Origin of the sequence: Mesorhizobium sp. B1-1-8, from assembly GCF_006442795.2 — a bacterium.
GTDB lineage: Bacteria > Pseudomonadota > Alphaproteobacteria > Rhizobiales > Rhizobiaceae > Mesorhizobium.
This window is the reverse complement of sequence record NZ_CP083956.1, coordinates 2,247,218-2,272,012: the sequence shown is the minus strand read 5'-3', so window position 1 is coordinate 2,272,012 and position 24,795 is coordinate 2,247,218. Positions and strand designations below refer to the sequence as shown.

The following is a 24,795-nucleotide window of genomic DNA, read 5'->3' as shown; positions in this document are numbered from 1 at the left end:
CCCGCGTGAGGGATATTGACGACAGTACATGAAGCCTGTCAACATCATAAATCCTCAAAATACGTCATAAGATCGCAAATGAGGGAAAGAATGCAGTCCGCCGAACCCATCAGGTCGCACCCATTGCTTGGATTTGAGGGGCTTTGGTCTCGATCCGACCGGCGTGGCCGGACCTTCGCCGCCTTATGCACCGCGCCGGCTTGCGCGCAAGCCAAGGGCGGTTACATCATTTCACATCAGAATCGCGGTCGCTGCTGAGGCGTTTTCCGGAACTGAGTGGAAGCTGCGTGATTTTGATGCTTGCGATGAGGTGCTCGACGTGCGGCCAACCCTGACAGACATAGCCCGGGAAGCCGGCGTTTCTCCGGCCACGGTCGACCGTGTGCTCAACAACCGGCCGGGCGTGCGGGCGCGTACGCGCGAGATCGTCATCGAGATGGCGCAGCGGCTTGGCTACATCGCCGAAACGCCGAATGGCGTGCCACAGAGAGCCGTACCGGGGCAGACGATCAGGCTCGACTTCGCGCTGCCGGCCGGCACCAACTCCTTCATAAAGCTGCTGCATCGGCACATCGAAGCGCAGGCATTGGCGCGGCCCGATCTCGACGTCCGCGTGACGACCATCGAAGGCTTCAACCCCGACCGGCTCGCGCGCCTGCTGCAGGACTTGCATGGCCAGACGCAAGGCGTCGGCGTTATCGCGCTCGACCACCCGACGGTGCGCGAGGCCATCCGCTCACTGTCCGCCAGCGACGTCAAGGTGGTCACCATCGCCTCCGACATCCTGCATGTGCCGCGCGTCGCCTATATCGGCATCGACAACCGCGCCGCGGGCCGTCTCGCCGGCTATCTCCTCAACCGCTTCATGGGTGCCGGGCGACCTGGCAAGGTCGCGCTTTTCGCCGGCTCGCTCGCTTATCGCGGCCACGAGGAAAGAGAGATGGGTTTTCGCCATATACTCGCGGAGGAGTCACCCAACCTCGAAATCGTAGAGATGCGCGAAATGCTCGACGACCGAGAGAAGGCTTATTCAGAGGCCTCCGCCCTACTGCAACGCCATCCCGACCTCGCTGCGATTTACAACGTCGGCGCCGGCAACACTGGCATCGCTCGCGCGCTCAAAGAACGAGGGCGTTCGCGAGGTATCCTGTTCCTCGGCCACGAGGTGACAGACGGCACAAAAGAGCTGCTGCTGGACGGCACGCTTGATGCTGTGATCGATCAAAACCCGCGCGTCGAGGCGAGAGAGGCGCTCAACATCCTTTCCCACGCTGTGAAGGGGTTGCCTTACGATGTGCATCAACCGCGGTTGCAAGTGATCTTTCGCGAGAGCATTCCGGAGATTTGAGGTACCTAATCTTCCGATCCTGGGGTCATGTAGGGTGACAGGCCTTGTGTCCGGTTGAGGGAACTGCCCGCGAAATCCCAGGTGTCCGCCAGAAGACAATGCGACCGCCGAGCGGGGATCCGTTCCTTGAATCGACTTTGGCGAACTGCTTCGCAAGGATTGATTCATAAAGATTACCTTAGTCGCCGAGGATGTGATATTCGTCAACAAGGTCAATGGTTTAGCGGATAGTTAGCCACCCCATATCCTTCCTATCATCTCGTATGGTCTGGCGAACCTGATAGGGATCATTAGCTCGAAGATCGACAATATGGCGCGACCACTTCGAGCGCGTCCTGCAGGCTCGTAGTTCGCACTTCGCTGGCTGATCAACAGCGTTTCGCCGCCGACGATGCAAGCGGCGACGTCAGTTCTGCTGTCGGTCGAAGAACGGCTTTGGATGATCAAGCCCAACACGCTCCACCCGCAACTCCGGCGTTTGCGGAGGCGACGTGCAAATTCGAGGCTACTTCGGCCGAAAAACCGAATCCGAAAAAACTGAAATGAAAAAAAATCCGGTGAGGGAAATCTTCCTTCATATGGGAACAATTAACATATGTTAGCGTTGCAGTTCGTGGGGAACTGCACATGGCGTTCGATTCGACACGAGACAGCGCTGTTCGGAAGCTTGTCAAAGAGACGGGCGTCACCGAAGCGCAAGCCATTGAACTGATCATCCTAATAGGCCTGAATTGGTCGTCTCTAGTCAGAGAGGCCAAGCTGCTTATCAAGGCATAGGGTGAGATGCCACGGATCAGCTGCCGGGGCCTTCACTCCGCACAATCCACTCCACCAATTTGGGATGAATGGTCGGAGAGCCGGTGTATGTCGCTATCAGCTGCGCGGCAAATTCTCGCCACTTACTCTTTGGAATATTCTCTTCCGTAACTGCCTTATGGAAGGTCGTCCGCAGGATGTCGGCGTCGAGCGCAGATAGTCCGTTTTTCGCCATCGTTCCCCCAACGCACGGCGGGGGCGAAAACCATTCCCCGCTCGAGGCAAAGTATACTCCGTACAGCACGTTTCGCGAGTCCAACGAAGTGCCGGCCTATCAAGGCAATATTGATATTTCACTTATGATCGCCCTTTCTCGCGCGGCGGCGAATTCCCCTCATTGCGTCATAGATCGGGGCATTGACCCCGTGTGCCTCTTGCAGCCCGACTGGAACGCCGCCAGCACGACAAGGAGTTCTTATGCGATGGACACGCGGACCTCACAGCCAATATGAGCGCAAGGCGCCCAATCGACTGAGCCGAATAACCTGTTATGGTCAAAGCGGACCTCTTTGAGTCTTCCGGTTGTAAGCTGTCGCCTGCACTCAACCATCGGCGGCTGATGGAAGGACTCAGGAGATAGCCAGCGTCGTCAATGTCAGCTCTCGAGATGCGCGTTGTCGCGACAGAATGACCGAGATGAAGGCGCGAAGCGGACATTCTCTGATTAGGGTGGCGCAAACGTCCGCTTCTTGCGCGTCGAAGTAATTGATGATTGTAGCAATGCATGCTGCAAAGTTACGCAATGTGAGGTCCCACTCGCCAGCCCTGGCCCGTTCGTGTCATCTGCGTTCAGGCAAGTCCGTCCCTGTCCGCAGACGCTCCATATAGGTTCGGTAGGCAAAGCTGCGGTCACGTTTCTTGCCGGTTGTTTCGACGAGAATGCCAGCTTCAGCCAATGCTTCGATCGCACGGGTTGCCGTTGGCTTACTGGCATCAATCATCTTCATAGCAGAGACGACCGTCACGATTGGATGTCGGGGAAGCTGCTCGAATAGCCGCAATGCCGAGACGGAAGCGGAGTCTGCACTCAACAGCCGGGCTCGGTCCGTACTGACGAGATTGAACAACTCGCGCGCCGAGGCGACTGCTTCATCGGCAATCGTGGCGACACCATCCAGAAAGAAGTCTGTCCAGCCCTCCCAATCCCCTTCCAGCCGCACATTGTTGAGCCGCCGATAATATTCCTCGCGGTGACGCTTGAAGAATAGGCTGAGATAGAGAAGCGGAGCGTTCAATAGTTTCCAGTGCTCCAGCAGCAGCACGATCAACAATCGTCCGATCCGACCGTTGCCGTCGAGATAAGGATGGATGGTTTCGAATTGGACATGCAACAGCCCCGCACGCACTAGCGCGGGCAGTTTCCCCTCAATATGCATGTACTTCTCGAGTTCGCTGAGCAGCTGAGGAAGTTTGTCGGGCACCGGCGGCACATACGTCGCATTCCCCGGCCGACTTCCTCCGATCCAATTTTGGCTGCGGCGAATCTCCCCAGGCTGCTTGTTCGATCCCCGCCCGCCACGCATCAGCCGCTTGTGAGCCTCGTTGAGGAGCCGCATCGAAAGTGGAAGGCCACGCTTCGCTGCCAGTTGGCCACGCGCGTAGGCCAGAGCGTCGAGATAGTTCGTGACCTCCTCGATGTCCGCATTGGCTGCGGGATGTTCCTCGGCCTCAAAGGCGAGGAGGTCGACTAACGATGCCTGCGTGCCTTCGATCTGTGACGAAATCACTGCTTCCTTGCGAACGAAGGCATAGATGAACCAATCGAGTGAGGGCACCATCTCGCCTGCGAGATCGAGCCGAACGAGCGCCTGCTCGGCTTCGCGGAGACGATGTTCGAGCTTGTCGTCGATGACCAGCGCCGGGCGCGCGGGCGGCAGGTCGAAGGGAACAAAGGCAGCGACCTTCTCCCCGCCGACAATGACGCTTTCATATCGACCCGTCTTACGCGTCGGCATCACGCAACCCTATGAAGAAACGATCCGGAAGCACAAGGCATGGTCATGTTCCTTGCCTGATGCATTGGGTACAATCTCTTTACTAACAATGATCATTAGTCAAGAAATCGTTCTTAGCGAAAGCCGCTGGAAACGGCTTCGTCCACAGGACGTTGCCTGGCAAATTTTGACGACGCCAAACCGAAAGAATCGGCTATTGGCCGCCCCGCATCTCCCAATGCCGCTATCAGTGCCTGAAATTTCGATATGAAACTGCTTTCCCGCAAAATATCCGATTTCTGTCGTCTCCGTATCTCCAGCGTTCTGCCGCCCCATGAGGCTGAGCGCATTCGGCAGTATATGCTGGATCTGATTGCACAGCGTCGGCAGCCGCCCCGCCTGTCACTGCGCAGTCGAAACAGATGCATTGGCCCGCGCACGGAAAGCTATCGAGCGGGGCTCGACGCTATTGCGCGCGCCCTGAAAGATGCAGCAAAGCCTGCACTTCGCGCGCCGCGGCTGCGCCTGCCAGATCCACCCGGCGAGGCTCGAAGCCATCGGGGCAAACGATCATCAGGCGAGCGATCAATTGGTCAGCCTAGCGAGTTGCCCAAGGAATCGGCCTCACAAAAAGCCAATCGACAAAAGCCCGGGATGAAGCCTCGCGCCATCGAGGAATTTCCGACGGCTCTCTTCGATCAATGGATTGATCCGCCGACATTTCAGGAAGCCCTGAAACTGCATATGCGTGAAGTCATCAGACATTCCGCTGAGCCCATCCGACGACCGACCCCACGAGATCATTCACCGTATTGCTCCCCACGCTGATATTCTGATGCGGTTCGATCCGGTGATAATCCGCCAGAGGGGCAGTGCCTGAGACGAAGCCAATACGTCGGGCGATGATCTGGCGGCTTACAAAAGCATAGGAGTATGCGGACCGCGATGTGGCGGCGGCGCAAACCGATCGCGCCAGGCTGGATGCGTCCATAGCTTTCTAGCCCTGCAGGCAAAAACACCCGCTGCATCGCAGGAGCAGCGGGTGTTAATTGTGGCAACACGACTGACGATAAAGGGACTCACAATCGACAGTCGTGGAGCCAACGAGATAGCGGGCTATATGTTTCATCCTTGGGACCTATGCACTTTGAGGTGCGACTTCAGTCGGAACCTGTAGCTGACTAGGTGCCGGCGCTCGGAACGAACGCACAGATCTTCCGTTGACCAAACGCCGAAAGCTCCCGCTGCGACGGTTGAGCGCGAGCAGAGGCTCCAGCGCTTAAGCGGAGGCATGCGCTGGAGCCGTCTCAAAGCTGGGTAGGAGTGACGGGTATGGAAGACCATCGGAACAGCGTTCTGGAAGCTCGTTGGCTTCTTGCCGTGCCCGCGTCGCTTATCCTGACCGTGCTCGTCGCCGGACTTTTGCTTTCGTAGGCCCAACGGGTGCCTGGTGCAGCAGGGCGGCTGGCTTCGTCTGTCAGACCTCAGTCCGTTTCTGACTTTTTTGGGCTTATCGTCTTCACGTCGCCCCGTACCGAGTAGAGGCACGCGGATGCTTGGAAGCAGCTACCATGCTTTCGCCCCCGATACCAGGAGGCAGGGCATGTTAGCGCGCGGCGTGACAGACTCCATCCATCTGGCAACAGCTATCGATCATAGGCAGGCAAGCCCCGGCAAAGAGCTCGTCCATGCAGTGCTCTTGAGCGCGCCGCTCGGCGGAACTCGGTCCTGAGCTCACCGAGACGGATTGCGAACTCACTAAATCATCATGCTCGAGGCGATATTCCTTGGCCGGTTCATCGCCTTCGATCTGCATGAGTGATGCGCGCCCATGGCGTCTTATGGTTCTCGCCGCCGGTCGACCCAGGCTTGCCTAGCCGCTCTCGCCGGTTATCTATCCGCCGATGACGTACGCGTCGCATTCGAGGTTGCAGCAAGAGAAGAAGGTATGTTGCTTGACGGTGATTGAGCCTGGCCCTCGCCACTCCAAAACCCTGCTCGCCTAAGCGGGCTATCTGCTAATTTTTTGCCAGCAAACGCGCCTCGCGAAGAAGCGAGTTCGGATTGTCGCCGTGCATCTTGATAAGATCACGCGCTTGAGCTTCGGCAATGCCGGTTTCCCCCATGAGAAACTGCACCCGAAAGTCCTTCTCCGCCTGCACGCGCTCGGCGCGTTCTTGTTTGTTCTCGGCCATAGGAAAGTCCCCTAGTCAGCCGGAACTCGGCGCCAACGAATTTGTTCCAAGAGAAAAGCCCGTCGCAGCTAATGAGCGTTGGCGACGGGCTTCCTGCGATTGGAAGCGGCTGCACCCGGAGGGATCGACCGCTTAGCTTGTAACTCACCAAGCCTTGAATTCGTTCCAAAATGGGACATTTTTCTTCGCGCCCGAACCTGGCTATGAGATAGTCTGCATAAGCCGCGCTGAGGGCGGCGGCCATGTCTGTAGCGTCGCAGTGGTATCTATTGGCCTGCTGATTTGGTTTTGCTCCAGGGATGTTTGACCGCTTGTGCGATGAGCGTCGCCTAGCCAAAAAAGACCGGGAGCAGCGGGAATATCTGGTTAAGGAACTGTTCCAACTTTTCGATGACGGCACCACCGACGAAGCCGACCTATTGCGAGCGCTTTCGAAGCGCCGCAGGGCATAAGCGTCTGGGTTGACCCTCTTCCTTTTGCAAACACAATGCCGCTATCCTCTCCACCAGCCCGCCAGTCTGGGAGTCCCCTCCTTGGAACGGGCTGCGGGCTTAGAGGGCCAGCCGGGTAGACTGGTCCTCTTCTTTTTCACGCAGATTTTGATTGATTTCTGTAAGCCTTGCCTCAACGATGGGCACTCGGGTTTTTGGGTGGAGTTGGGCTGGTGGACGTTAAAGTCGATCATAGGCCGGCAGGCACCGCCAAAGAGCTTGTTCATGCAGCGCTCCTAAACGCGCCGTTTGGCGAAACGGTCTCGATCAAAGAAACTATCGCGGCGGTCCGTGAACTCGGCCCCGAACTCAGTGAGAGCGATTGCCAACTCACCAAACTCATCATGCTCGAGGCGATATTCCTTGGCCGTTTCGTCGCCTTCGACATACACGAATAGATGCGCATCCATGGCGTCCTATGGTTTTCGACGCCGGTCTCGGTGAAGACCAGGCAGCCGGGCGCCCGCTATGAGGTCAACAACGTCCAGGCAGCTGCCGAGAACCTACTTGAGTGGCCCAGGCGTGGTCGTCATTGGAACAAGGCCGTACAAGCTTGCCTAGCCGCATTAGCCGGCGATTTGTCTCCCGACGATGTCCGCACCGCTTTCGAGACTGCCGCCAATGAAGAAGGCATGCTGCTCGATTGATCGCAGCCTAATGGCCCGGCTCAGATATCGGTATGATGCCAGCAGCCAAGCTTTCCTCTTCGAGAATATCTGTGACATCACCGACGCTGGCCCCCGCCTTGGGGTGAGCCTTTGCCAGTTCCCGTGCCTTGGATTTCACATCAAAGGAAGGTTGCCGCCGCTTCTTTGCTGCGGCTATCGCGTCTGCAATCTCGACTGCCAGGGTGAGTGCCGGCATTGAATTTCTCCCGAATGCCGCAGCCTCTACCCCAAATATGGCAGACATTCGGCCTACCAGTAATACTCGGTAATCACAGCTTGGGCGGCCTTCCGACGTTTTCTCGCTCAATCCAATCGCGCCAGTGGATAAGAGTTCGACCAATGCCCCGGTGACGGCATGCTTCCATCCAAATTCGGTCCGCTCACACGGGAATACGAGCAAGTGCACGCCTTATGGGCGATTCCATGTGGGGAACGATTCCCTCACGGGTGAGTTCCGCCGTTGAGGGTCCCGTTTGGATGCCCGATTAATGTCCACGCTTAACAATGCAGAGCGGGAGTCTGGCCAAGCCTTCCGGCAGCTGATCACTTCAGAAGACTACCGTCGGATTTTGCGCAGGCGGCTAGGCTTGGGTGTCGAACCGAGGCTGCCGGCGTCCTTCACTGAATTGCTAGAGGCGCTGGATCAGCGAAAAGAGGAAACAGACGACGCAAGCTCGTAGGCGATGGAGGAGACGGCGAAGGGGAAGTGGGTTTCGGCGGGTGAGGCCTACTACCCTTTAGTGGGAAAATACGTCCTCCGCTCGGCAGGGCAAGTTCGCCGAGGGATCATAGGTAGCGCCCGCTTCCTTGAAGCCAATCACCGTGCATTTTTGGGGGAAGCAATAAACCTCGTCGCCAGCGGCGTGTGGCTGGTTGACCGGTTCATCGATTTCTTCCAACTCGCTTTCCGGCAACCATCGGCCGCATGGCAGCACAGAGTCTGGACTTTGTGCCAGTGGTCTCAACCGGGGCCGCCACGGATGTCCTTGACGATGCCTTCGAATGGGGTCGTGCTGGCTCTGACAGGGATTCCGATTGGAATCACCTTGCCCTCGGGTCGTTGACGAGGCTACCCACGCGAGATGTTGTATCTGCTTAAAACCGGCATTCGTGACTCACGCCGCAACATCCCTGGCTTTCGGCGCGAATAGTTGGCCGGAATATTTTGCCTTCTTTGGCTTCAACAATCAGTAGAGCAAGGGACCCTTCGGTGCGGTTCTTCCACCTCACGCGTACGACATTGACGAAATTTGCATCGTCGGCGAACAGCGCTGCGAAATCGCCCATTCATGCCAATTCCAGGCATCGGCAAAGGCGGTCGCGGCATCCTCAGGCTTGTTGAGCGCCAAGTCTCATCGCAAAATCTCCTCCGTGCTTTCCGATAAGAATAGAGAAAGGCAGTAGCGGATGCGACAGCGGGGTTCTCTACCGCCGCCCCAAGGAGATTTGTTGTATCGTCCAAGTGGACTAATGACAAAAGCCCGACGCAGACAAGGGACTGACATCGGGCTTGTTGCGCAAGACGGCTCTTTATGGGAACCAACCCACAGAGGAGTAATCCATGGAGCTGGGATGGGTTCCCAAAATCGTCGGAGGTTAGATGCTACCGGTTTCTGGGGGGCTGGCCGTGGTCGTGTCCCATCGGGTGGTGTAGCTCGGCGGTTATGAAGCCGCTCGCGAGCGCGCCGTTAGTAGCGCTGTAGCGAGTGAGCGGCTTGTCGGTGGTCATCGGCGCTTTCCGGTAGGGTTTGGTTGTTGACGCCAAACCAGTTCGGAAGGACTACCGATGACCGACGACATGATGAACCTGCGCACGCTCGTGGAGAAGACCCCGGATGCCGATCTGCTGCGCGAGATGATCGGCTTTGCAGCCGAGCGGTAATGGAAATGGAGGTGGGCGCGGCCACCGGCGCCGGCTATGGCGAAAAGACCCCGCTGCGGACAGCCCAGCGCAACGGCTACCGCGACCGGGACTGGGAGACGCGGGCCGGCACGGTCGAGCTGCGCATCCCGAAGCTGAGGAAGGGAAGCTACTTCCCGGGCTTCCTCGAACCGCGCCGCATGGCCGAAAAGGCGCTGACCGCCGTCATCCAGGAAGCCTACGTGCAAGGCATCTCGACACGGTCGGTCGACGATCTGGTCAAGGCCATGGGGATGAGCGGCATCTCCAAGAGCCAGGTCTCGCGGCTGTGCGAGGAGATCGACGGCAAGGTCAAGGCCTTCCTCGAAAGACCGATCGAGGGCGATTGGCCCTATCTGTGGATCGACGCCACTTACCTGAAGGTCCGCCGCGGTGGGCGGATCGTCTCGGTCGCAGTCATCATCGCCGTCGGCGTCAACGCGGACGGCCGGCGCGAGGTCCTGGGCATGGAGATTGGCACGTCGGAGGCCGAGCCGATCTGGACGGAGTTCCTGCGCAAGCTGACCCGTCGCGGCCTGCGAGGCGTCAAGCTCGTTGTCTCCGATGCCCACGAGGGCCTCAAGAGCGCCGTCACCAAGGTTCTGTCGGCGACATGGCAGCGCTGCCGCGTCCACTTCATGCGCAACGTCTTGGCCCACGCCGGCAAGAGCGGTCGCAGGGTCGTCTCAGCCTTCATCGCCACCGCGTTCGCCCAGGAGACGCCCGAGGCCGCGTCCGTACAATGGCGCGCCGTCGCAGACCAGATCCGGCCGAAGGTGCCGAAGCTGGCGACAATCATGGACGACGCCGAGCCCGACGTGCTGGCCTACATGACCTTCCCGAAGGAACATCGCGCTAAGCTGCACTCGACGAATCCGATCGAGCGTCTCAACGGCGAGATCAAGCGGCGCACCGAGGTCGTCGGAATCTTCCCGAACGACGATGCGATCGTGCGCCTGGTCGGCGCAATCCTGCTCGAACAGAACGACGAATGGGCCGTGCAGCGGGCCAGATACATGACGCTAGAAACGATCAGCCAGATGAGCGATGATCCCCTGATCAGCCTGCCAGCCGTGGCGCGCTGATCAGCCCGGCCCATGCCGGAGAGCACGGCGACCACGGCCGCCAACTACACCACGCCGCGGGACACGATCCTGGCCGTTCTCTCGCAGAACCTGATTTTGCAACATATCGAGCGCACCAGTCGCCATCTCTAGGTCAAGATGCGACAGAATCAGGCCACCAAACTTCGCTACCTCGCCGGTTGCGACGTCAAAAAACTTCCCAGAACCCGTCTGCGTCTTCGCGCTTCGCATATTTCTTGCCCCTGAGCACAACGGTCCACATGGCACCTCTCCTAAAAGTGATGGGCGGCAACCGAAGAGCATGTCTGCTCGCAAGGCTTGGCTAAACCTCGTCAAGGAACCGTAGCACCCGTTCCCATGTCTGGTCGGCCGCCGTAGTTTGATGCTCCGCAGCGCTTCCATCGGTGTAAAAGTGGCCGGCGTCGCTGTATACGAACAGCTCGGCGGCAATCTTCGCTCGCTTCGCTTCGGCTTGCCAATTCGCGAGCTCCTCTGCAGGCCAGAAGTCATCGTACTCGCCCACACGCAACTGCACTCGTAAGCCGGCAAGGTCCATTGCGCTCGGTATCTCTGCCAACGCGTGCAGCAACAAGATGCCCTTGGTTTCGGGGCGGCTCGGCCAGACGGACGCTACCACGCCACACCCCATGGAGAAGCCGGCCAGGATCGTTGATGCGGGCAGGTCCGCCAAAGCGGACTTCGCCCGCTCGCAAATGCGGAGCCAGCCTATATCGTCCTTCAACTTCATGCCTTGCTCGACCGTATCAGCGATCGCGCCGCCATAGAGGTCTGGCGCTGTGTCCCGCCGCACGGATCATCTCCGCGGCGGCCAACTCCACTGGCCGCAAGCCAAGAACCGAATGAAAGAGAACCACAGAAGCTATCCTTACTCCTTCGCGGCCCGGGCCAGCGGCTGAAACGCTATCGCCGCTTGCTAGTGGCAACATCCTGCATCCTCGGCAGGACGCTCATGCTTCGAAGCCTCGTGTTCATATTCGTCATGGAGACATACCCAATCGGCGAGAGTGTGTGAGGGGGGATGCCTAGCCGCGCAAACCGAAATCCACTAACCGATTCTGCCGGCTCATTAAGATTTGGGACAGACACTAACACCTACAGTAAAGCGTCGATGACCACCGCGCTAGGCACCACACCATGCCCCGGGATGTCACATAAGGCTTGCTTGCGAGTTTTTACATCGATGGAATAGCCGGCCGATTCTGGCCAGCGACGATACGGTGGAATACCCACAGAATGGCTGGGCAAACCAGGAGTAGGACGGCGCCGAAGTCGAGCGCGGCGCTCGCGGAGCCGACGTGGAAAGCTTTCCGCCGATCGCGGATCCAACCGGGCTCCCGGCATAGAAGGTCGTATACTCGCTGTGGCCATGCGTCCAGCTTGCGTGGAGAGCTTCGATGGCGTCGGTCTCCGGTTCTGGCAGTATGCCACCTCATACCGCGCGCACGTGTCCGCTTATGGGATGTCGCAAAGGCGGGCTCTACGTCTGAGTTGCTGGCGCGAAGCAGACCCGCCCTTGTGCACGCCATTCTACGCTAAAGCACTCCCGCTCCTCGAAGCGGCCAAGATGCTCATTGGAGTCCCAGCTGGATATATTAGCAATCTCTTGTATTTTATCAAAATAAAAGTCATTCTTAAATCGCCGGGAGGACTTCCGGCATGGCCCGGTTGCATTTCTCCCCGCACCCCGCGAGCCCCGAGTGCAACCGGGTCGCCATTTTGGTCGCCACGCAGGGGATATGAAACCTACAAAGGCGACCGGAACGGCTGAAGAGAAGAAAGCCTTTGTTGTCGATAAGTGGAGCAATCGCGATGAGCGGCGAACTCGACCGCGTCGTGCTGCTTTCTCTTCGCCAGAAGGCGAGCCGTTGCCCAATTCTGCTGACACTTGGCCGGGCTACGAAAATAGGCCATGACCTGCAGTCGCCGATGTTTCATCAAGACCGACGTCCAGTGACATCGCGGGTTGGGCCACTCCACTATACGGGGAAGAGCACTGGTCCAGTTTCTCAGTCATCATATTGCCCACGCGTAGTCTCGCGGAATTAGGTAAGGGGTCGCATTTCAGTTCCAAAGTAGCGTCTATCGCGCCTAGTGCGTGCGACCATCCCTATTACGCGTCGGCCGAATCGGGCTGGGGGGCACTCGGGCTGTATCCTTGTCTGCACCTGTCTTTTCCAAATCGCGCCGTTTGGAAACAAGCCAAGTTGTCAGCACGAAGTATGCGACCTGCAACAAAACCGCGGCCACGATAGTCCAGCCCAAAGCCTGCCAGATCGACCCTGTGGCCATGTAGCTCCAGAACGCAACGATGCCCGACGTCGTGAGCATCCCAATCAGAAACTGCGGAAAATACATCGGGTTGAATACCGGAAGCAGAAGGTTAACAAAATGCTAATTTAGCAATTACTCAACTATGATGTCGAGTTTATTTTGATCAGAATTCTCGCCGCGCGAGTCGACTGATTGGGAATGACGACACAATGCGGTCGCGTCGGTGGGCTTAACTCAGCGCGAAATCGGCGAGTTCGTCGGCGGCTTCAATGACACCTTGCGCTGCTGCTCGCTCAAGCCAAACACGGCCGGCGACTGGGTCGTGCTCCCCGGCGACACCTTTGATGAGATATCGGCCGAGCATGAGTTGGGCCGGCGCATGTCCTCGCTCGGCGGCGGCGGCGAACCATTTCTGCGCGGCTTTGTGATCGAGTGATAGGCCCTGGCCAGCCTCGAACAATGCACCGATTGCGAACATGGCGCCGACGTGACCGGCGGCCGCGGCCTGCTTGAAAAGGTGCGCCGCAGGTACCGAAGAACTTTCGCCGCCGCGCCCGTTCAGCAGCATTTCCGCCAGAGCCGCCTGCGCGTCCGCCATGCCGGCATCGGCCGCTCGCTTGAACCACAAGCGGGCTTGCGCGAGATCGCTGGGCACACCGCGCCCGTCCTGAAGCATGCGTGCGTACATATACTGCGCCTGGGTGACGCCCTCGGCCGCGCGCCTCATCCATTGCGCCGCTCGCTCCTGGTCCTTGCCCACTCCGACCCCTTCGTTGAAGCAGAGGCCGAGGTTGAAGGCCGCTATCAAATCGCCGGACAAGGCCGCCACCTCGAACCAGCCGGCAACATCGGTACCGTCGTCGAGCTTACCGGCACCTTCGAGGACGAGGTTGGCGAGGTCGACTTGCGATTCCCGGTTGCCCCCTTTCGCAGCGGCGCGCAGCCAGCGCTTTCCTTCCTCGGCGTCCTGAGCCACCCCATTTCCCGACAGATAAAGCGAGCTCAAGGCGCGCGCGGCCGCCTGATGACCGGCTTCCGCGGCCCGCCGGTACCACGTCGCGGCTTCAGCGTAGTCAAGCTGAGGGCCCTTCACATGCCGTTCGCCAAGGCGATAGGCCGCGTCGAGATTTCCGGCCAGCGCGGCGCGGCGCATCCATGCCTCGCCGGCAACGGGATCCTGAACCGCCAGGCTGCCGTCGACCAGCCCCAACCCAAGCCGGAGCTGGGCCGATGCCAGACCCCGCTCCGCCGCGAGCTGATAGAGCTGCCTGGCGGCGTCGTGATCGACCGGTACGCCCACGCCGTGCTCGGTGAGCGCTGCCAGAAGATACATTGCCGTCGGCAAGCCCGCATCCGCCGCGCGCCGCACCTCGGCGGCAATCCTGCCCCTATCCTCGGGCCGCTTGCGCCTGGCGAGCGAGAGGGCAAAGCCAAGACATCCCTCCGGACAGCCCGCGGCCGCAGACTTCTCATACCAGACATGGGCTTCATCAAGATCACGCAGGTCCGCGGGACCTTTGCTCAGGACGTAGCCTAGAACCGCCTGCCCGGTTGCCGACCCTGCTTCGGCCGCCTTGCGGGCGAAGAGGAGTGCCATCGAGAAATCCGGCGCCTGTGAGGATTCCTGCTGGAACAGACTCTGCGAACTTTTGCCCTTCGCGTCGTCTTCCTGGCCTGCCAGCCCGGCCACGAACAGGGCGGCGAGAAGCGCCTGTGCGTCGGCGTTTCCGTGATCGGCTGCCCGCCGCAGCCAGCGCGCGCCCTCCGATAGGCTCGGCGGTACGCCCGAACCTTCGAGATAGCAGCGGGCGACGCGGTACTCCGCTTCCGGGATGTCGGCGCGAGCAGCGGTCGCCATAAGGTGGAAAGCTTGCGCGGCCTTTCCAGCTTCGGCAAGCTGGACCGCCCTGCGCAGCGCCAGCGCTGGACGCAATCCGGTCAGCCGATCCAGGATCGCCATCTCACGGCTCCCGCATCGCTTCCTGGCCTATCGGCAGCATCGCACCGAGAATGTATTTGAGGACCGTGCGGCGCCCTACCTTCACATCCGCGGTGACCGGCATGCCGGTACTGATCGCGAAGCCCGCGGGCACGCCATGCAGGGCGATGTCGTCGATCGAAATCTGCGTGCGATAGAACAGGTCTGCATCCGAGGGCAGCATGGCCAAAGAGCTGTTGGGGTCGCGCGCCTGTTCCCTGGCCGAGAAGGAGTCCGGGCTGACCGTGCGAACCGTTCCGTGCGCCAACCCATACTGCGAATAAGGAAACGTATCGAACTTGATCGCCACGGGATCGCCGACATGGACGAACCCGCTGCTGCGACCGATTATGTTCGTTTCGATCTCGAGCACCGCGTCGGCGGGCACCAGCGTGATCAACCGCTCCCCGGACTGCAGGACCGAGCCAACGGAGACCTTTGCCACAGACTGGACGGTGGCGTCGGCTTCGCTCCTCAGTTCCACCAGTTGCTTGCGCAGCTTCGCCTTGTTGAGCAGTTCGCGGGCGTCGGACATGCGCGAGTTGGCATCCGACAGGCTCTGCGAAACCTCGGCACGCCAGCTCTGGATGTAGCCGTCACGCTCGGCCGCGACCGCCGCCTGCTGGCGCTTGGCGGCCTCCGTCGTCTGATCGGCGTTGGTGAGCGAGCGCAACATTTCCGCCGAATTGTCCTCGGCAATGAGCGTGTTGAGACGGCTTCCAACCTGTCTTTCTTCGAGCTGCTTGCGCATCTGCTGGATCGATCCCGCGACGGCCAGCCGCGCCCGGTAGCCGTCGGCGTCGGACTGGGAGCGGGAGATAACGGAACTGAGCTCGTCGCTCTGCCGGTCAAAGCTTTCCAGCTTGGCGTCATAGACCGCCTTGCGGCGGTCGAAGATCGAGGACTGCAGCGTCCAGCTGGGGTCCAGTCCGTCATAGCTGAAGGGCTTTCCGTCGGACTCGGCCTTCAGGCGCGCCACCTCGGCTTCCAGCGTCGCGACCTGGGTAGCCAATGCCGTGAGATCGGCCGAGGCAAAGGTGGCGTCGAGACGGGCCAGCAACTGACCGGCTTTCACCTGCTGCCCTTCGCGCACCTCGATCGAGCGGACGATCGCCGTCTCCAGCGGTTGGACGATGATGTTGGGCGATTGCGAGACCACCAGGCCTCTCGTCGTGACGACTTGGTCAACCGGTATCAGCGCCGCGAGGGTGATCAGGGCAACGACCAGGCTCGAGATGATCCAGACAATGCTGCGCGCAACCCGGGGAATGGGCGCATTCGCGACTGCCGTCGACGGCCATTGGAATTCGAGAATGGCAGGCGCCGTCGGATCGCTCGCTTCCACGCGGCGCCGGCGGACAGGGAGGTTGGAGAAGGTGGTGCTGCTCATGGCCGCCCCGAACTCAAACGACGCGAGGCGGCACGGCCGCCAGGCGGCCATGTCGCCCATCGAGATGGCGGTTCTGCTGGAACCACAGCTGACGGTACAGCCCGCACCGCTCGAGCAGGATGGAGTGCGGCGCGACATCGAGAACCTTGCCCTGGTCCATGACCAGGATCTGATCGCATTCGGTGAGCGAGGCCAGCCGGTGCGAAACGATGACCATGGTGCGGCCGCTGGCGATCCGCATCAGGTTGGCGCTGACTACTGCCTCGCTTTCCGGGTCGAGCGCGCTGGTCGCCTCGTCGAGGATCAGGATGGTCGGATCGTGGATCAGCGCCCGCGCGATCGCCAGGCGCTGCTTTTGGCCGCCCGAAAGGTTGGGCGACCCTTCTTCGATGTATGTGTCGTAGCCATTCGGCATGCGTTCAATGAATTCCGCCGCGCCGGCAAGGTGGGCGGCGCGCATGGCGTCGGACAGCGTCAGGCCGGGCCGCCCGGCGATGATGTTGTCGCGGATCGAGCCGCGGAAGAGGAAATTGTCCTGCAGGACGACGCCAAGCCCCTGGCGAAGGTGACGAAGGTTGATTTCCTTGAGGTCGACGCCGTCGAGCTTGAGGAATCCGCTGTAGTCGCGATTGATCCCCTGCAAAAGGCGCGCAATCGTCGATTTGCCCGAACCGCTGCGCCCGACGATGCCGAACATCGAGCCTGCCGGGACCTCGAAGCTGACGCGGTCGAGCGCCGGAGTCTTGGTACCGATATAGCTGAAGGTCAGATCGCTGAAGGCGATATGGCCGACAAGTCTTGGCCGCAAGCCCGCGGAATTGGACGCGCTTTCCAGCGGTCGGTTGAGGACCGAGGCGGCCTCGCCGATCGCCGCCCCGACCTCCTCGTAGTCCTCGACCAGCCTTGCCAGGCCGACCAGCGGCTGGGCGACGCGTTGCGCGATCATCATGAAGGCGAACAGGCTGCCGACCATGTAGCCCGATCGGTCGTTCATCGCGAGATAGGCGCCGATCAGCATGGTGCCCAGCACCATGACACGCTCGATTGGCGTGACGAGGGTCTGCGGCCAATTCGCCAGTTGTCCGAAGGAGAGCCGTGCCTTGCCGGCTTCTGCCACCCGCTCGTCCCACAGCGCCTTGCGTTGCGGTTCGAGACCGAGCGCCTTGACGGTCTTGATGCCGACGACGGTCTCGCCGAGCGCGGCCGCCTTCCAGGTCTCCGCATCGACCACGCGCTGGTATCTTTGACGCAGCGGCGCAAGAAAGGTGAAGATGATGGCCATGATCACGCCGGCGCAGAAAAGCACCATCCAGGCCAACGTGGTGTTGATGTAGAACATCACCGGTACGAGCACGCACAGCGTGATCAGGTCCAGCAACGTGCTCAGCAGCTTGCCGGTGAGGAACTCGCGGATGCGGTAGACCTGCGCGAGGTGGTACATGGTCTCGCCGGCCGGATGGCGCTCGAAATAGTCGAGCGGCAGGCGCAGCAGCCGGCTGAAGATGTGCAGGTGCAGCTTGGTGTCCAGGCGGGCGCCGACGACGTTGATGATCATACGCCGCGCGTGGCCGAGCAGCGTCTCGTAGACGAAGACGACGGCGATCACCGCGGCCAGCAGCGCCAGGGTCGAGGTGCTGTTGAATTGGAGCACCTTGTTGACCACCGTCATGACGATGAGGGGCGGCAGAATGGTCAGGATGCTGAGCGTGAACGAGGCGGTGCCGATGTCGCGCAGCGGCCGGCTCTCGATCCGCACGAGATCGACCAGCCAGCGGAAGGTGAAGGGCGCGTCCGCCGCGATGTAGGACCGCGTCGGCCGCAACAGCACGGCCTCGCCCGACCACACCTGTAGCAGACGGAGCTCGTCGATGGGCACGCCTTGCGCATCGTCCGGCGCGTCGACACTCTTGAGGAAGACGATGTTCCGCTCGGCGCTGGCTCCCGTAAGCAGGGCCGCGCCGCCGTCGCTGAACAAAAGAACGACCGGCCCCGTCTGCTCGAAGCGCAGGAGATGCGACCAGCGGATGCGGACCGCGCGCGCCCACATGCCGCCGTCCTGCGCCCATTGGGAAAGATCGGCGGCGTTCGGAACCGGGCCGGCGCTCGCGGCCCTTAATTCGTTGGGGTCGAGCTCGACGCCGTGATAACGGGCGACCCGCAGCATCGCCTTGAGGCGCGGCGCAAGCTGGTCGAACTCGGCTGGCCCACCCGGAATCCGCGCCGCGTCGCTCTCTCGCGCGACCGTCCCGGTTGCATCCGCTTCCGTGCCGGCCTGGATCGCGATCAACTGGCCTTCGGCGTTCACAGGTACACTAGCCATCTACTTTTCTTCCGTCGCGAAGGCGAGCGTTCGAAACTGCCGAAACGGGCCGATCCCCCACCTCCTCCGGCAAGCTGCACTATACCCCGGACGGTCCGGCCGTGCGAGCCCCTTGCCCGACAGCCCCTCGCCCGCCGTGAACGGCGAGCATCCGGGTCGCCAAAGCGCTCGCCGCTTCCGTCCCGTGCGGAAACGACCAAGGCGCGGGACCCTGCGTTTCCGCAAGGCCCCGCGCCCTTTCCCCGCCTTCCAGCGGACCCTAAAGGGCCGCCGTCCGCTCAATCGTGCGGCTTCAGGATATTCTTCAAGGCATTCTTCAACGTATCGTCGGTCTGGCTGTATCCGGCGCCCTGCTTACCCTTGTCCGCAGTCAGGTCGGAGGCGGCACCGGACGGCTTGTTCTGGGTCTGACCCACACCCTTGACCGAACTGAGAATGTTCAAGAGATCGGTCGTCGCCGAACCGACCGCCAGGTTGACGAGCTGGCGGAACGAGCCATGGCCGTCATTGCCACCGCCGGACGAAGCCGATTGCAGGAACTGCGTGGTGTCCTTGAGTCCCAGCGAACTGGCGGTGACGGTGGCGTTGTTACCGCCTCCGTTTCCGTTGCCCTGACCACCGGCGGAGTTACCCTGTCCCTGGTGGATTCCGTTATCGCCATTGTTATGGTCGCCGGAATTACCCGGTGCAGGCTGTTCCCCGTTGCCGTGGCCATTGTTGGCATGGCTACCGGTTTCACCGCCTGAACCAGTTCCTCCCGTCGGCCCCGTCGGACCCGGCGAGCCTGTCGCACCGGTGCCACCTGTCGCTCCGGTCGAACCAGTTGCACCCGTAGATCCGGTTGCCCCGGTAGAGCCGGTCGCACCCGTTGCACCCGTCGCGCCAGTCGAGCCCGTGGCGCCAGTCGAGCCAGTCGCACCAGTCGAACCTGTGGCCCCTGTATCGCCGGTCGCACCTGTGGCTCCGGTTGCCCCGGTAGCACCAGTCGCGCCGGTCGAGCCCGTTGCCCCGGTCGAGCCAGTCGCACCAGTCGAACCTGTGGCTCCTGTACCACCGGTCGCGCCCGTGGCTCCGGTTGCGCCAGTCGCCCCGGTCGAGCCAGTCGCCCCGGTCGAGCCAGTCGCCCCGGTCGAACCTGTAGCTCCGGTTGCACCTGTTGCTCCGGTGGCGCCTGTCGCACCAGTGGCTCCAGTTGCTCCGGTTGCGCCAGTCGAGCCCGTTGCTCCGGTCGAGCCAGTCGCGCCAGTCGAACCTGTGGCTCCTGTACCACCGGTCGCACCTGTAGCTCCGGTTGCTCCAGTTGAGCCCGTGGCGCCAGTGGCACCGGTCGCTCCCGTTGCCCCAGTCGAACCCGTTGCGCCGGTGTCACCCGTCGCGCCAGTTGCACCGGTCGCGCCTGTGGCTCCGGTTGCGCCAGTCGCGCCGGTCGAGCCCGTTGCACCGGTCGAGCCAGTCGAACCCGTGGCTCCTGTATCACCGGTCGCACCCGTGGTTCCGGTCGCGCCTGTTGCTCCGGTGGCGCCTGTCGCGCCGGTTGCACCGGTCGCGCCTGTGGCTCCGGTCGCGCCAGTCGCCCCGGTCGAGCCGGTCGCCCCGGTCGAACCTGTAGCTCCGGTCGCACCTGTTGCTCCGGTCGCGCCTGTCGCACCAGTCGAACCCGTTGCTCCGGTCGAGCCAGTCGCACCAGTCGAACCTGTGGCTCCTGTATCACCGGTCGCACCTGTGGCTCCGGTAGCACCAGTCGAGCCGGTTGTGCCGGTCGAGCCAGTCGCACCTGTGGCGCCAGTCGCACCTGTGGCGCCAGTCGAGCCGGTTGCTCCGGTCGCGCCAGTTGCACCGGTCGCGCCTGTGGCACCAGTCGAACCTGTGGCTCCTGTATCACCGGTCGCGCCTGTGGCTCCGGTTGCGCCCGTTGCACCGGTCGCGCCAGTCGCCCCGGTCGAGCCGGTCGCCCCGGTCGAACCTGTAGCTCCGGTCGCGCCAGTCGCACCCGTTGCTCCGGTCGAGCCAGTCGCACCAGTCGAACCTGTGGCTCCTGTATCACCGGTCGCGCCTGTGGCTCCGGTTGCGCCAGTAGCACCAGTCGAGCCCGTCGCACCGGTCGAGCCAGTCGAACCCGTGGCTCCTGTATCACCGGTCGCACCCGTGGTTCCAGTCGCGCCGGTTGCACCTGTTGCTCCAGTGGCGCCAGTCGCACCTGTTGCTCCGGTGGCGCCAGTCGAGCCCGTTGCTCCGGTCGAGCCAGTCGCACCAGTCGAACCTGTGGCTCCTGTATCACCGGTCGCACCTGTGGCACCAGTCGAGCCGGTTGCGCCGGTCGAGCCAGTCGCACCTGTGGCGCCAGTTGCACCAGTATCACCGGTCGCACCTGTGGCTCCGGTCGCCCCGGTAGCACCTGTGGCTCCGGTCGCGCCAGTCGAGCCCGTTGCACCAGTATCTCCAGTGGCACCTGTGGCCCCGGTCGCGCCGGTTGCGCCGGTCGCACCAGTCGAACCGGTTGCACCGGTCGAGCCAGTCGCACCAGTCGAACCTGTGGCTCCTGTATCACCGGTCGCGCCTGTGGCTCCGGTTGCGCCAGTAGCACCAGTGGCTCCGGTCGCGCCAGTCGAGCCCGTTGCGCCAGTATCTCCAGTGGCACCTGTGGCCCCGGTCGCGCCGGTTGCGCCGGTCGCACCAGTCGAACCGGTTGCTCCGGTCGAGCCAGTCGCACCAGTCGAACCTGTGGCTCCTGTATCACCGGTCGCGCCTGTGGCTCCGGTTGCGCCAGTAGCACCAGTGGCTCCGGTCGCGCCAGTCGAGCCCGTTGCGCCAGTATCTCCAGTGGCACCTGTGGCCCCGGTCGCGCCGGTTGCGCCGGTCGCACCAGTCGAACCGGTTGCACCGGTCGAGCCAGTCGCACCAGTCGAACCTGTGGCTCCTGTATCACCGGTCGCACCTGTGGCGCCTGTCGCGCCAGTCGCACCCGTTGCTCCGGTCGAGCCAGTCGAACCTGTGGCTCCTGTATCACCGGTCGCACCCGTGGCTCCGGTGGCCCCGGTAGCACCTGTGGCTCCGGTCGCGCCAGTCGAGCCCGTTGCACCAGTATCTCCAGTGGCACCTGTGGCCCCGGTCGCGCCGGTTGCGCCGGTCGCACCAGTCGAACCGGTTGCACCGGTCGAGCCAGTCGCACCAGTCGAACCTGTGGCTCCTGTATCACCGGTCGCACCTGTGGCGCCTGTCGCGCCAGTCGCACCCGTTGCTCCGGTCGAGCCAGTCGAACCTGTGGCTCCTGTATCACCGGTCGCACCCGTGGCTCCGGTGGCTCCGGTCGAGCCAGTTGCACCTGTCGAGCCAGTGGCGCCAGTCGAGCCAGTCGCCCCGGTATCGCCCGTCGCGCCTGTGGATCCCGTAGCACCGGTCGCACCTGTGGCGCCTGTCGCGCCAGTCGCACCAGTCGAACCTGTGGCTCCTGTATCACCGGTCGCACCCGTGGCTCCGGTGGCTCCGGTCGAGCCAGTTGCACCTGTCGAGCCAGTGGCGCCAGTCGAACCAGTCGCCCCGGTATCGCCCGTCGCGCCTGTGGATCCGGTAGCACCGGTCGCACCAGTTGCTCCGGTCGAGCCTGTCGCTCCGGTATCCCCGGTTGCACCTGTGGCGCCGGTTGAGCCGGTGGCGCCGGTTGAGCCGGTGGCTCCAGTATCCCCGGTTGCACCTGTGGCGCCGGTTGAGCCGGTGGCGCCGGTTGAGCCGGTGGCTCCAGTCGAGCCTGTGGCCCCGGTAGCACCCGTCGCGCCTATGGAACCCGTCGCACCGGTATCGCCCGTTGCGCCGGTCGAGCCAGTTGCGCCCGTGTCGCCCGTCGCACCCGTGGCTCCGGTCGCTCCAGTTGAGCCGGTCGCACCCGTAGCCCCGGTACCGCCTGTTGTTCCGGTTGAGCCGGTAGAACCAGTTGATCCAGTCGCTCCAGTGTCACCCGTGGCGCCGGTGGAGCCCGTTGCTCCGGTATCGCCGGTCGCACCCGTGGCTCCGGTTGCCCCCGTAGCACCGGTCCCACCAGAAGCGCCCGTAGCGCCTGTCGCACCGGTGGCTCCGGTTGTACCCGTGGCGCCCGTAGCACCTGTGGCGCCCGTCCCACCGGAAGCGCCCGTTGCACCTGTGGCACCGGTCCCACCAGACGCGCCCGTGGCACCTGTCGCGCCGGTGGCTCCGGTCGCACCTGTTGGGCCGGTTGGGCCCGGGGTCCCGGCACTCGCAACGCTTACAAGGCCGCCAGTAAAGTGATCGCCATCATTGCCCGAGCCGCCGACGCTATTGATAGGCGTGGTTGTGAAATTATAAGTCGGAGGATTAGTAGCAGGAACAACAGGAGTAAGCGTCCCGTATAAGTGGAAGCCAGAGTCGTAAATGAGGTAAGTGTGAGTAGTATCTGGAACTGTTACAGTTATCGAGAATTTCGGAGCGGCACTATTGGCCGCTGATGGAAGTTGAAAGCTACCAACGAGTGTGTCGTCAGTGGTGGGAACCGTACCATTCGTATCGACCAGGTAGTATGTGTTAATATTATTACTTGAACCAGAATCTACAGTGCCAGTAAGTGTCAGATCACCCGCTGCAAGCACGCCGGTGTAACTCGCCACCCCATCTGTGGTCAGCGGCGGCAAGGGTGTGGACGCGCGAGCAGATATCTCCCACGCGCCGCCCAGGGCGGCTGCGCCAACAAGCGACCGAGACGCGCAGACGTCCGCGCCCACCACTTTTTCCAGCGCGTCTATGAAAGCTTCGCCAGCATTGCCCGACGCCGTCTGGCAGCTCCACAGCCGCAGCCCGCCATCCAAGGCAAGCGCCCTGCCGATCGCGGCGAAATCCTCGGCCGTCTCTTTCAAAGTGGCGGCTGACCACTCTCCTGCTGCAAATTGAACCCGACCCGCTGCGCCGTGCGCGATAATGTGCACCGCGTCGAGGCCTCTGTGCCCTGTGAGCGCGGCAGCGATCTGCTGCGCCGCCGGTCGGCGGTCATCCAGCACGAATGCCCGCACTTCGGGCCTCAGGTTGCCAAGAACCGTCTCAAGGTTGGAGACTGAAGAATCCACAAAGAGAATTTCAGAGGCACGGGCCATGACTGGCTCCTGTTGGCTTCGAATTCAATTCAACGGCAAATCGCCTACCGGCCTGGCCGATGAGCGACGGGGCAAGCAAGTTGGGGAGGGATCATCTTCCCGACGGCCCGACGGCGCCGTCGGGACTGTCAACTGTTGGGATCTCTACGCGGAGGAAGCTGGCGGCCTGGAAATTCCCGCCATCGTCAAACGTGCCAATCGCATATGAGCCGGCGGTGCTTGGGACCTTGACCGTGAGAGCGACAGCGAGGCTTCGTTTGACGGCTTTAGGAAGAACGACCTGACCAACGATCGAGCTCTTTGACGTGTCCAGAATGAAGTAAGTTACATTTTCAGACGCGTCACCGATGGGCAAAACGCCCCTGACCGTGACTTCCATAACCGCAAATCCCGCAGTGTAGCTCATCATGTCCTCCAATCGGCGGCGGCTGCGCCGCTGCCTCTCTCGTCTGGTGCTTTCAGGTTTCAGTCAGGGCCGAACGCCCGCGACCGGACCAGGCGGGCCGCGGCGGCAGGCATTGGGAATCGTCGAATTCCAGCAAGAAAGCGTCGCGATCCCAGGGCCGCGCCGCGGCATGAACGGCATCGGCCGCCATGCGGCCTTTGCGAGCAAAAATATTCGGACAAGCGAGGGATAAGTCGGAGCGGGGAACTCCGTGGGTTCTACCCTGCTCTGAAGGCAGCAACACTCGAACCACTGTCGACTCCATCACGCCTGTCGCGACTTCTCGGCGACGACCAACGAGGGAACCGACTACTTGCGAGGAAAAAACAAATCAGGAACCATCGGCCTTTTGTTCAAAAGGCCGATGTCAAACGACAGCACACTGGCACGCCACCAGAACACTACGCCCTCAAGCACGAAAGTGGCTTGCGTCCCCGATCCTCTCCTAGTTCGCAGACATCCGCAAACAGCGGCCCTTCGCTCGATCTGCGTCCACCCTCAGTTGCATTAGCTATTAGTAAATTCGAAAATTATAGACTTGTAAATGGGTTAGTTAACAATTTATGAATTGGAACCGTTGTTGATGAGCTCGTGAGTTGGCAGAGACACGACTGGCTTCTGTCCGAATGTCTTTGTAAATTCGGGGCTTAAGGTTGAAATGGATCATCACGAAAATTTTTGCGATGCGGCCGGGGTTTGATAGGCAGTTCAGGCTGTGCGGCCGAAGTTCCGCGCCCTTGCGGTCAAGCAGGCGCTGGCTATCATGAGTGAAGCCAAGGCATTCTGCGCGCAGCGATGCTGGAACCAACGCGAGAAAGCCAGACCATCTTGCGCGGG

Annotated in this window: 18 protein-coding genes and 2 pseudogenes; 6 read left to right on the top strand and 14 right to left on the bottom strand. The window is 61.7% G+C overall.

The features are described from left to right. The first annotated feature begins 319 nt into the window (after positions 1 to 319). Positions 320 to 1,348: a LacI family DNA-binding transcriptional regulator gene (locus FJ974_RS11115; RefSeq protein ID WP_140535595.1), complete on the top strand. Its 1,029-nt coding sequence runs from the start codon at positions 320 to 322 to the stop codon at positions 1,346 to 1,348. A gap of 793 nt (positions 1,349 to 2,141) precedes the next feature. Here FJ974_RS11115 and FJ974_RS11110 read toward each other — a convergent pair. Next, positions 2,142 to 2,339: a hypothetical protein gene (locus FJ974_RS11110; protein WP_140535592.1), complete on the bottom strand. Its 198-nt coding sequence runs from the start codon at positions 2,337 to 2,339 to the stop codon at positions 2,142 to 2,144. Positions 2,340 to 2,943: 604 nt separating this feature from the next. Then, positions 2,944 to 4,119: a Fic family protein gene (locus FJ974_RS11105; RefSeq protein ID WP_140535589.1), complete on the bottom strand. Its 1,176-nt coding sequence runs from the start codon at positions 4,117 to 4,119 to the stop codon at positions 2,944 to 2,946. Between the two features lie 246 nt (positions 4,120 to 4,365). On the opposite strand from FJ974_RS11105, the gene FJ974_RS11100 reads away from it, so the two are divergent. Further along, positions 4,366 to 4,926, top strand: coding sequence for a hypothetical protein (locus FJ974_RS11100; RefSeq protein WP_140535586.1), 561 nt, complete (start codon positions 4,366 to 4,368; stop codon positions 4,924 to 4,926). Between the two features lie 1,190 nt (positions 4,927 to 6,116). Here FJ974_RS11100 and FJ974_RS11090 read toward each other — a convergent pair. Then, on the bottom strand, positions 6,117 to 6,293 hold the full coding sequence (locus FJ974_RS11090) for a hypothetical protein (protein WP_181177211.1): 177 nt from the start codon (positions 6,291 to 6,293) through the stop codon (positions 6,117 to 6,119). A gap of 664 nt (positions 6,294 to 6,957) precedes the next feature. Here FJ974_RS11090 and FJ974_RS11085 point away from each other — a divergent pair. Both FJ974_RS11085 and FJ974_RS11080 read left to right on the top strand, forming a co-directional pair. Beyond that, positions 6,958 to 7,182: a hypothetical protein gene (locus tag FJ974_RS11085; RefSeq protein ID WP_226891563.1), complete on the top strand. Its 225-nt coding sequence runs from the start codon at positions 6,958 to 6,960 to the stop codon at positions 7,180 to 7,182. After that, positions 7,183 to 7,431, top strand: coding sequence for a DUF982 domain-containing protein (locus FJ974_RS11080; RefSeq protein ID WP_140535580.1), 249 nt, complete (start codon positions 7,183 to 7,185; stop codon positions 7,429 to 7,431). Between the two features lie 7 nt (positions 7,432 to 7,438). On the opposite strand, the gene FJ974_RS11075 is transcribed toward FJ974_RS11080, so the two are convergent. The 3 genes from FJ974_RS11075 to FJ974_RS11065 form a co-directional block, all read right to left on the bottom strand. After that, entirely contained in the window at positions 7,439 to 7,648 is a 210-nt protein-coding gene (locus FJ974_RS11075; RefSeq protein WP_140535577.1) for a hypothetical protein, read from the bottom strand. Between the two features lie 541 nt (positions 7,649 to 8,189). Further along, positions 8,190 to 8,351, bottom strand: a complete 162-nt coding sequence (locus FJ974_RS11070) for a hypothetical protein (protein WP_181177210.1) — start codon at positions 8,349 to 8,351, stop codon at positions 8,190 to 8,192. Between the two features lie 196 nt (positions 8,352 to 8,547). Further along, positions 8,548 to 8,739 carry a hypothetical protein gene (locus FJ974_RS11065; protein ID WP_226891562.1) on the bottom strand — a complete coding sequence of 64 codons (192 nt, stop codon included), beginning with the start codon at positions 8,737 to 8,739 and terminating at the stop codon, positions 8,548 to 8,550. 499 nt (positions 8,740 to 9,238) lie between these two features. Here FJ974_RS11065 and FJ974_RS11060 point away from each other — a divergent pair. Beyond that, positions 9,239 to 10,437: pseudogene (locus FJ974_RS11060) on the top strand (IS256 family transposase). A gap of 322 nt (positions 10,438 to 10,759) precedes the next feature. On the opposite strand, the gene FJ974_RS11055 reads toward FJ974_RS11060, so the two are convergent. From FJ974_RS11055 to FJ974_RS11030, 6 genes are all read right to left on the bottom strand, one after another. Continuing rightward, positions 10,760 to 11,248: a dienelactone hydrolase family protein gene (locus FJ974_RS11055; protein ID WP_226891560.1), complete on the bottom strand. Its 489-nt coding sequence runs from the start codon at positions 11,246 to 11,248 to the stop codon at positions 10,760 to 10,762. A gap of 1,298 nt (positions 11,249 to 12,546) precedes the next feature. Continuing rightward, positions 12,547 to 12,747 (bottom strand): exopolysaccharide production repressor protein, encoded by a 201-nt coding sequence (locus FJ974_RS11050; RefSeq protein WP_226891614.1) that lies wholly within the window; start codon positions 12,745 to 12,747, stop codon positions 12,547 to 12,549. A gap of 211 nt (positions 12,748 to 12,958) precedes the next feature. After that, positions 12,959 to 14,689, bottom strand: a complete 1,731-nt coding sequence (locus tag FJ974_RS11045) for an SEL1-like repeat protein (RefSeq protein WP_140535571.1) — start codon at positions 14,687 to 14,689, stop codon at positions 12,959 to 12,961. 1 nt (position 14,690) lies between these two features. After that, the gene (locus tag FJ974_RS11040) at positions 14,691 to 16,157 is read right to left on the bottom strand and encodes an HlyD family type I secretion periplasmic adaptor subunit (protein WP_226891559.1); all 1,467 of its coding nucleotides are present in this window, start codon (positions 16,155 to 16,157) and stop codon (positions 14,691 to 14,693) included. Next, on the bottom strand, positions 16,111 to 18,417 hold the full coding sequence (locus tag FJ974_RS11035; RefSeq protein WP_140535568.1) for a peptidase domain-containing ABC transporter: 2,307 nt from the start codon (positions 18,415 to 18,417) through the stop codon (positions 16,111 to 16,113). Before FJ974_RS11035 ends, FJ974_RS11040 begins: the two co-directional genes overlap by 47 nt. Before the next feature lie 278 nt (positions 18,418 to 18,695). After that, on the bottom strand, positions 18,696 to 18,860 hold the full coding sequence (locus FJ974_RS11030; protein ID WP_226891671.1) for a hypothetical protein: 165 nt from the start codon (positions 18,858 to 18,860) through the stop codon (positions 18,696 to 18,698). Positions 18,861 to 18,914: 54 nt separating this feature from the next. Between FJ974_RS11030 and FJ974_RS11025 the strand changes: the two genes are divergently transcribed. Then, positions 18,915 to 19,163 carry a hypothetical protein gene (locus FJ974_RS11025; protein ID WP_226891670.1) on the top strand — a complete coding sequence of 83 codons (249 nt, stop codon included), beginning with the start codon at positions 18,915 to 18,917 and terminating at the stop codon, positions 19,161 to 19,163. A gap of 3,906 nt (positions 19,164 to 23,069) precedes the next feature. Here FJ974_RS11025 and FJ974_RS11020 read toward each other — a convergent pair. Together FJ974_RS11020 and FJ974_RS11015 are read right to left on the bottom strand one after the other, a co-directional pair. Next, positions 23,070 to 23,513, bottom strand: a pseudogene (locus tag FJ974_RS11020) (DUF4347 domain-containing protein); the annotation flags it as partial. 91 nt (positions 23,514 to 23,604) lie between these two features. After that, a complete protein-coding gene (locus FJ974_RS11015) occupies positions 23,605 to 23,919 on the bottom strand; it encodes a hypothetical protein (RefSeq protein WP_140531598.1) in 315 nt (104 codons plus the stop codon). Positions 23,920 to 24,795 lie beyond the last annotated feature (876 nt).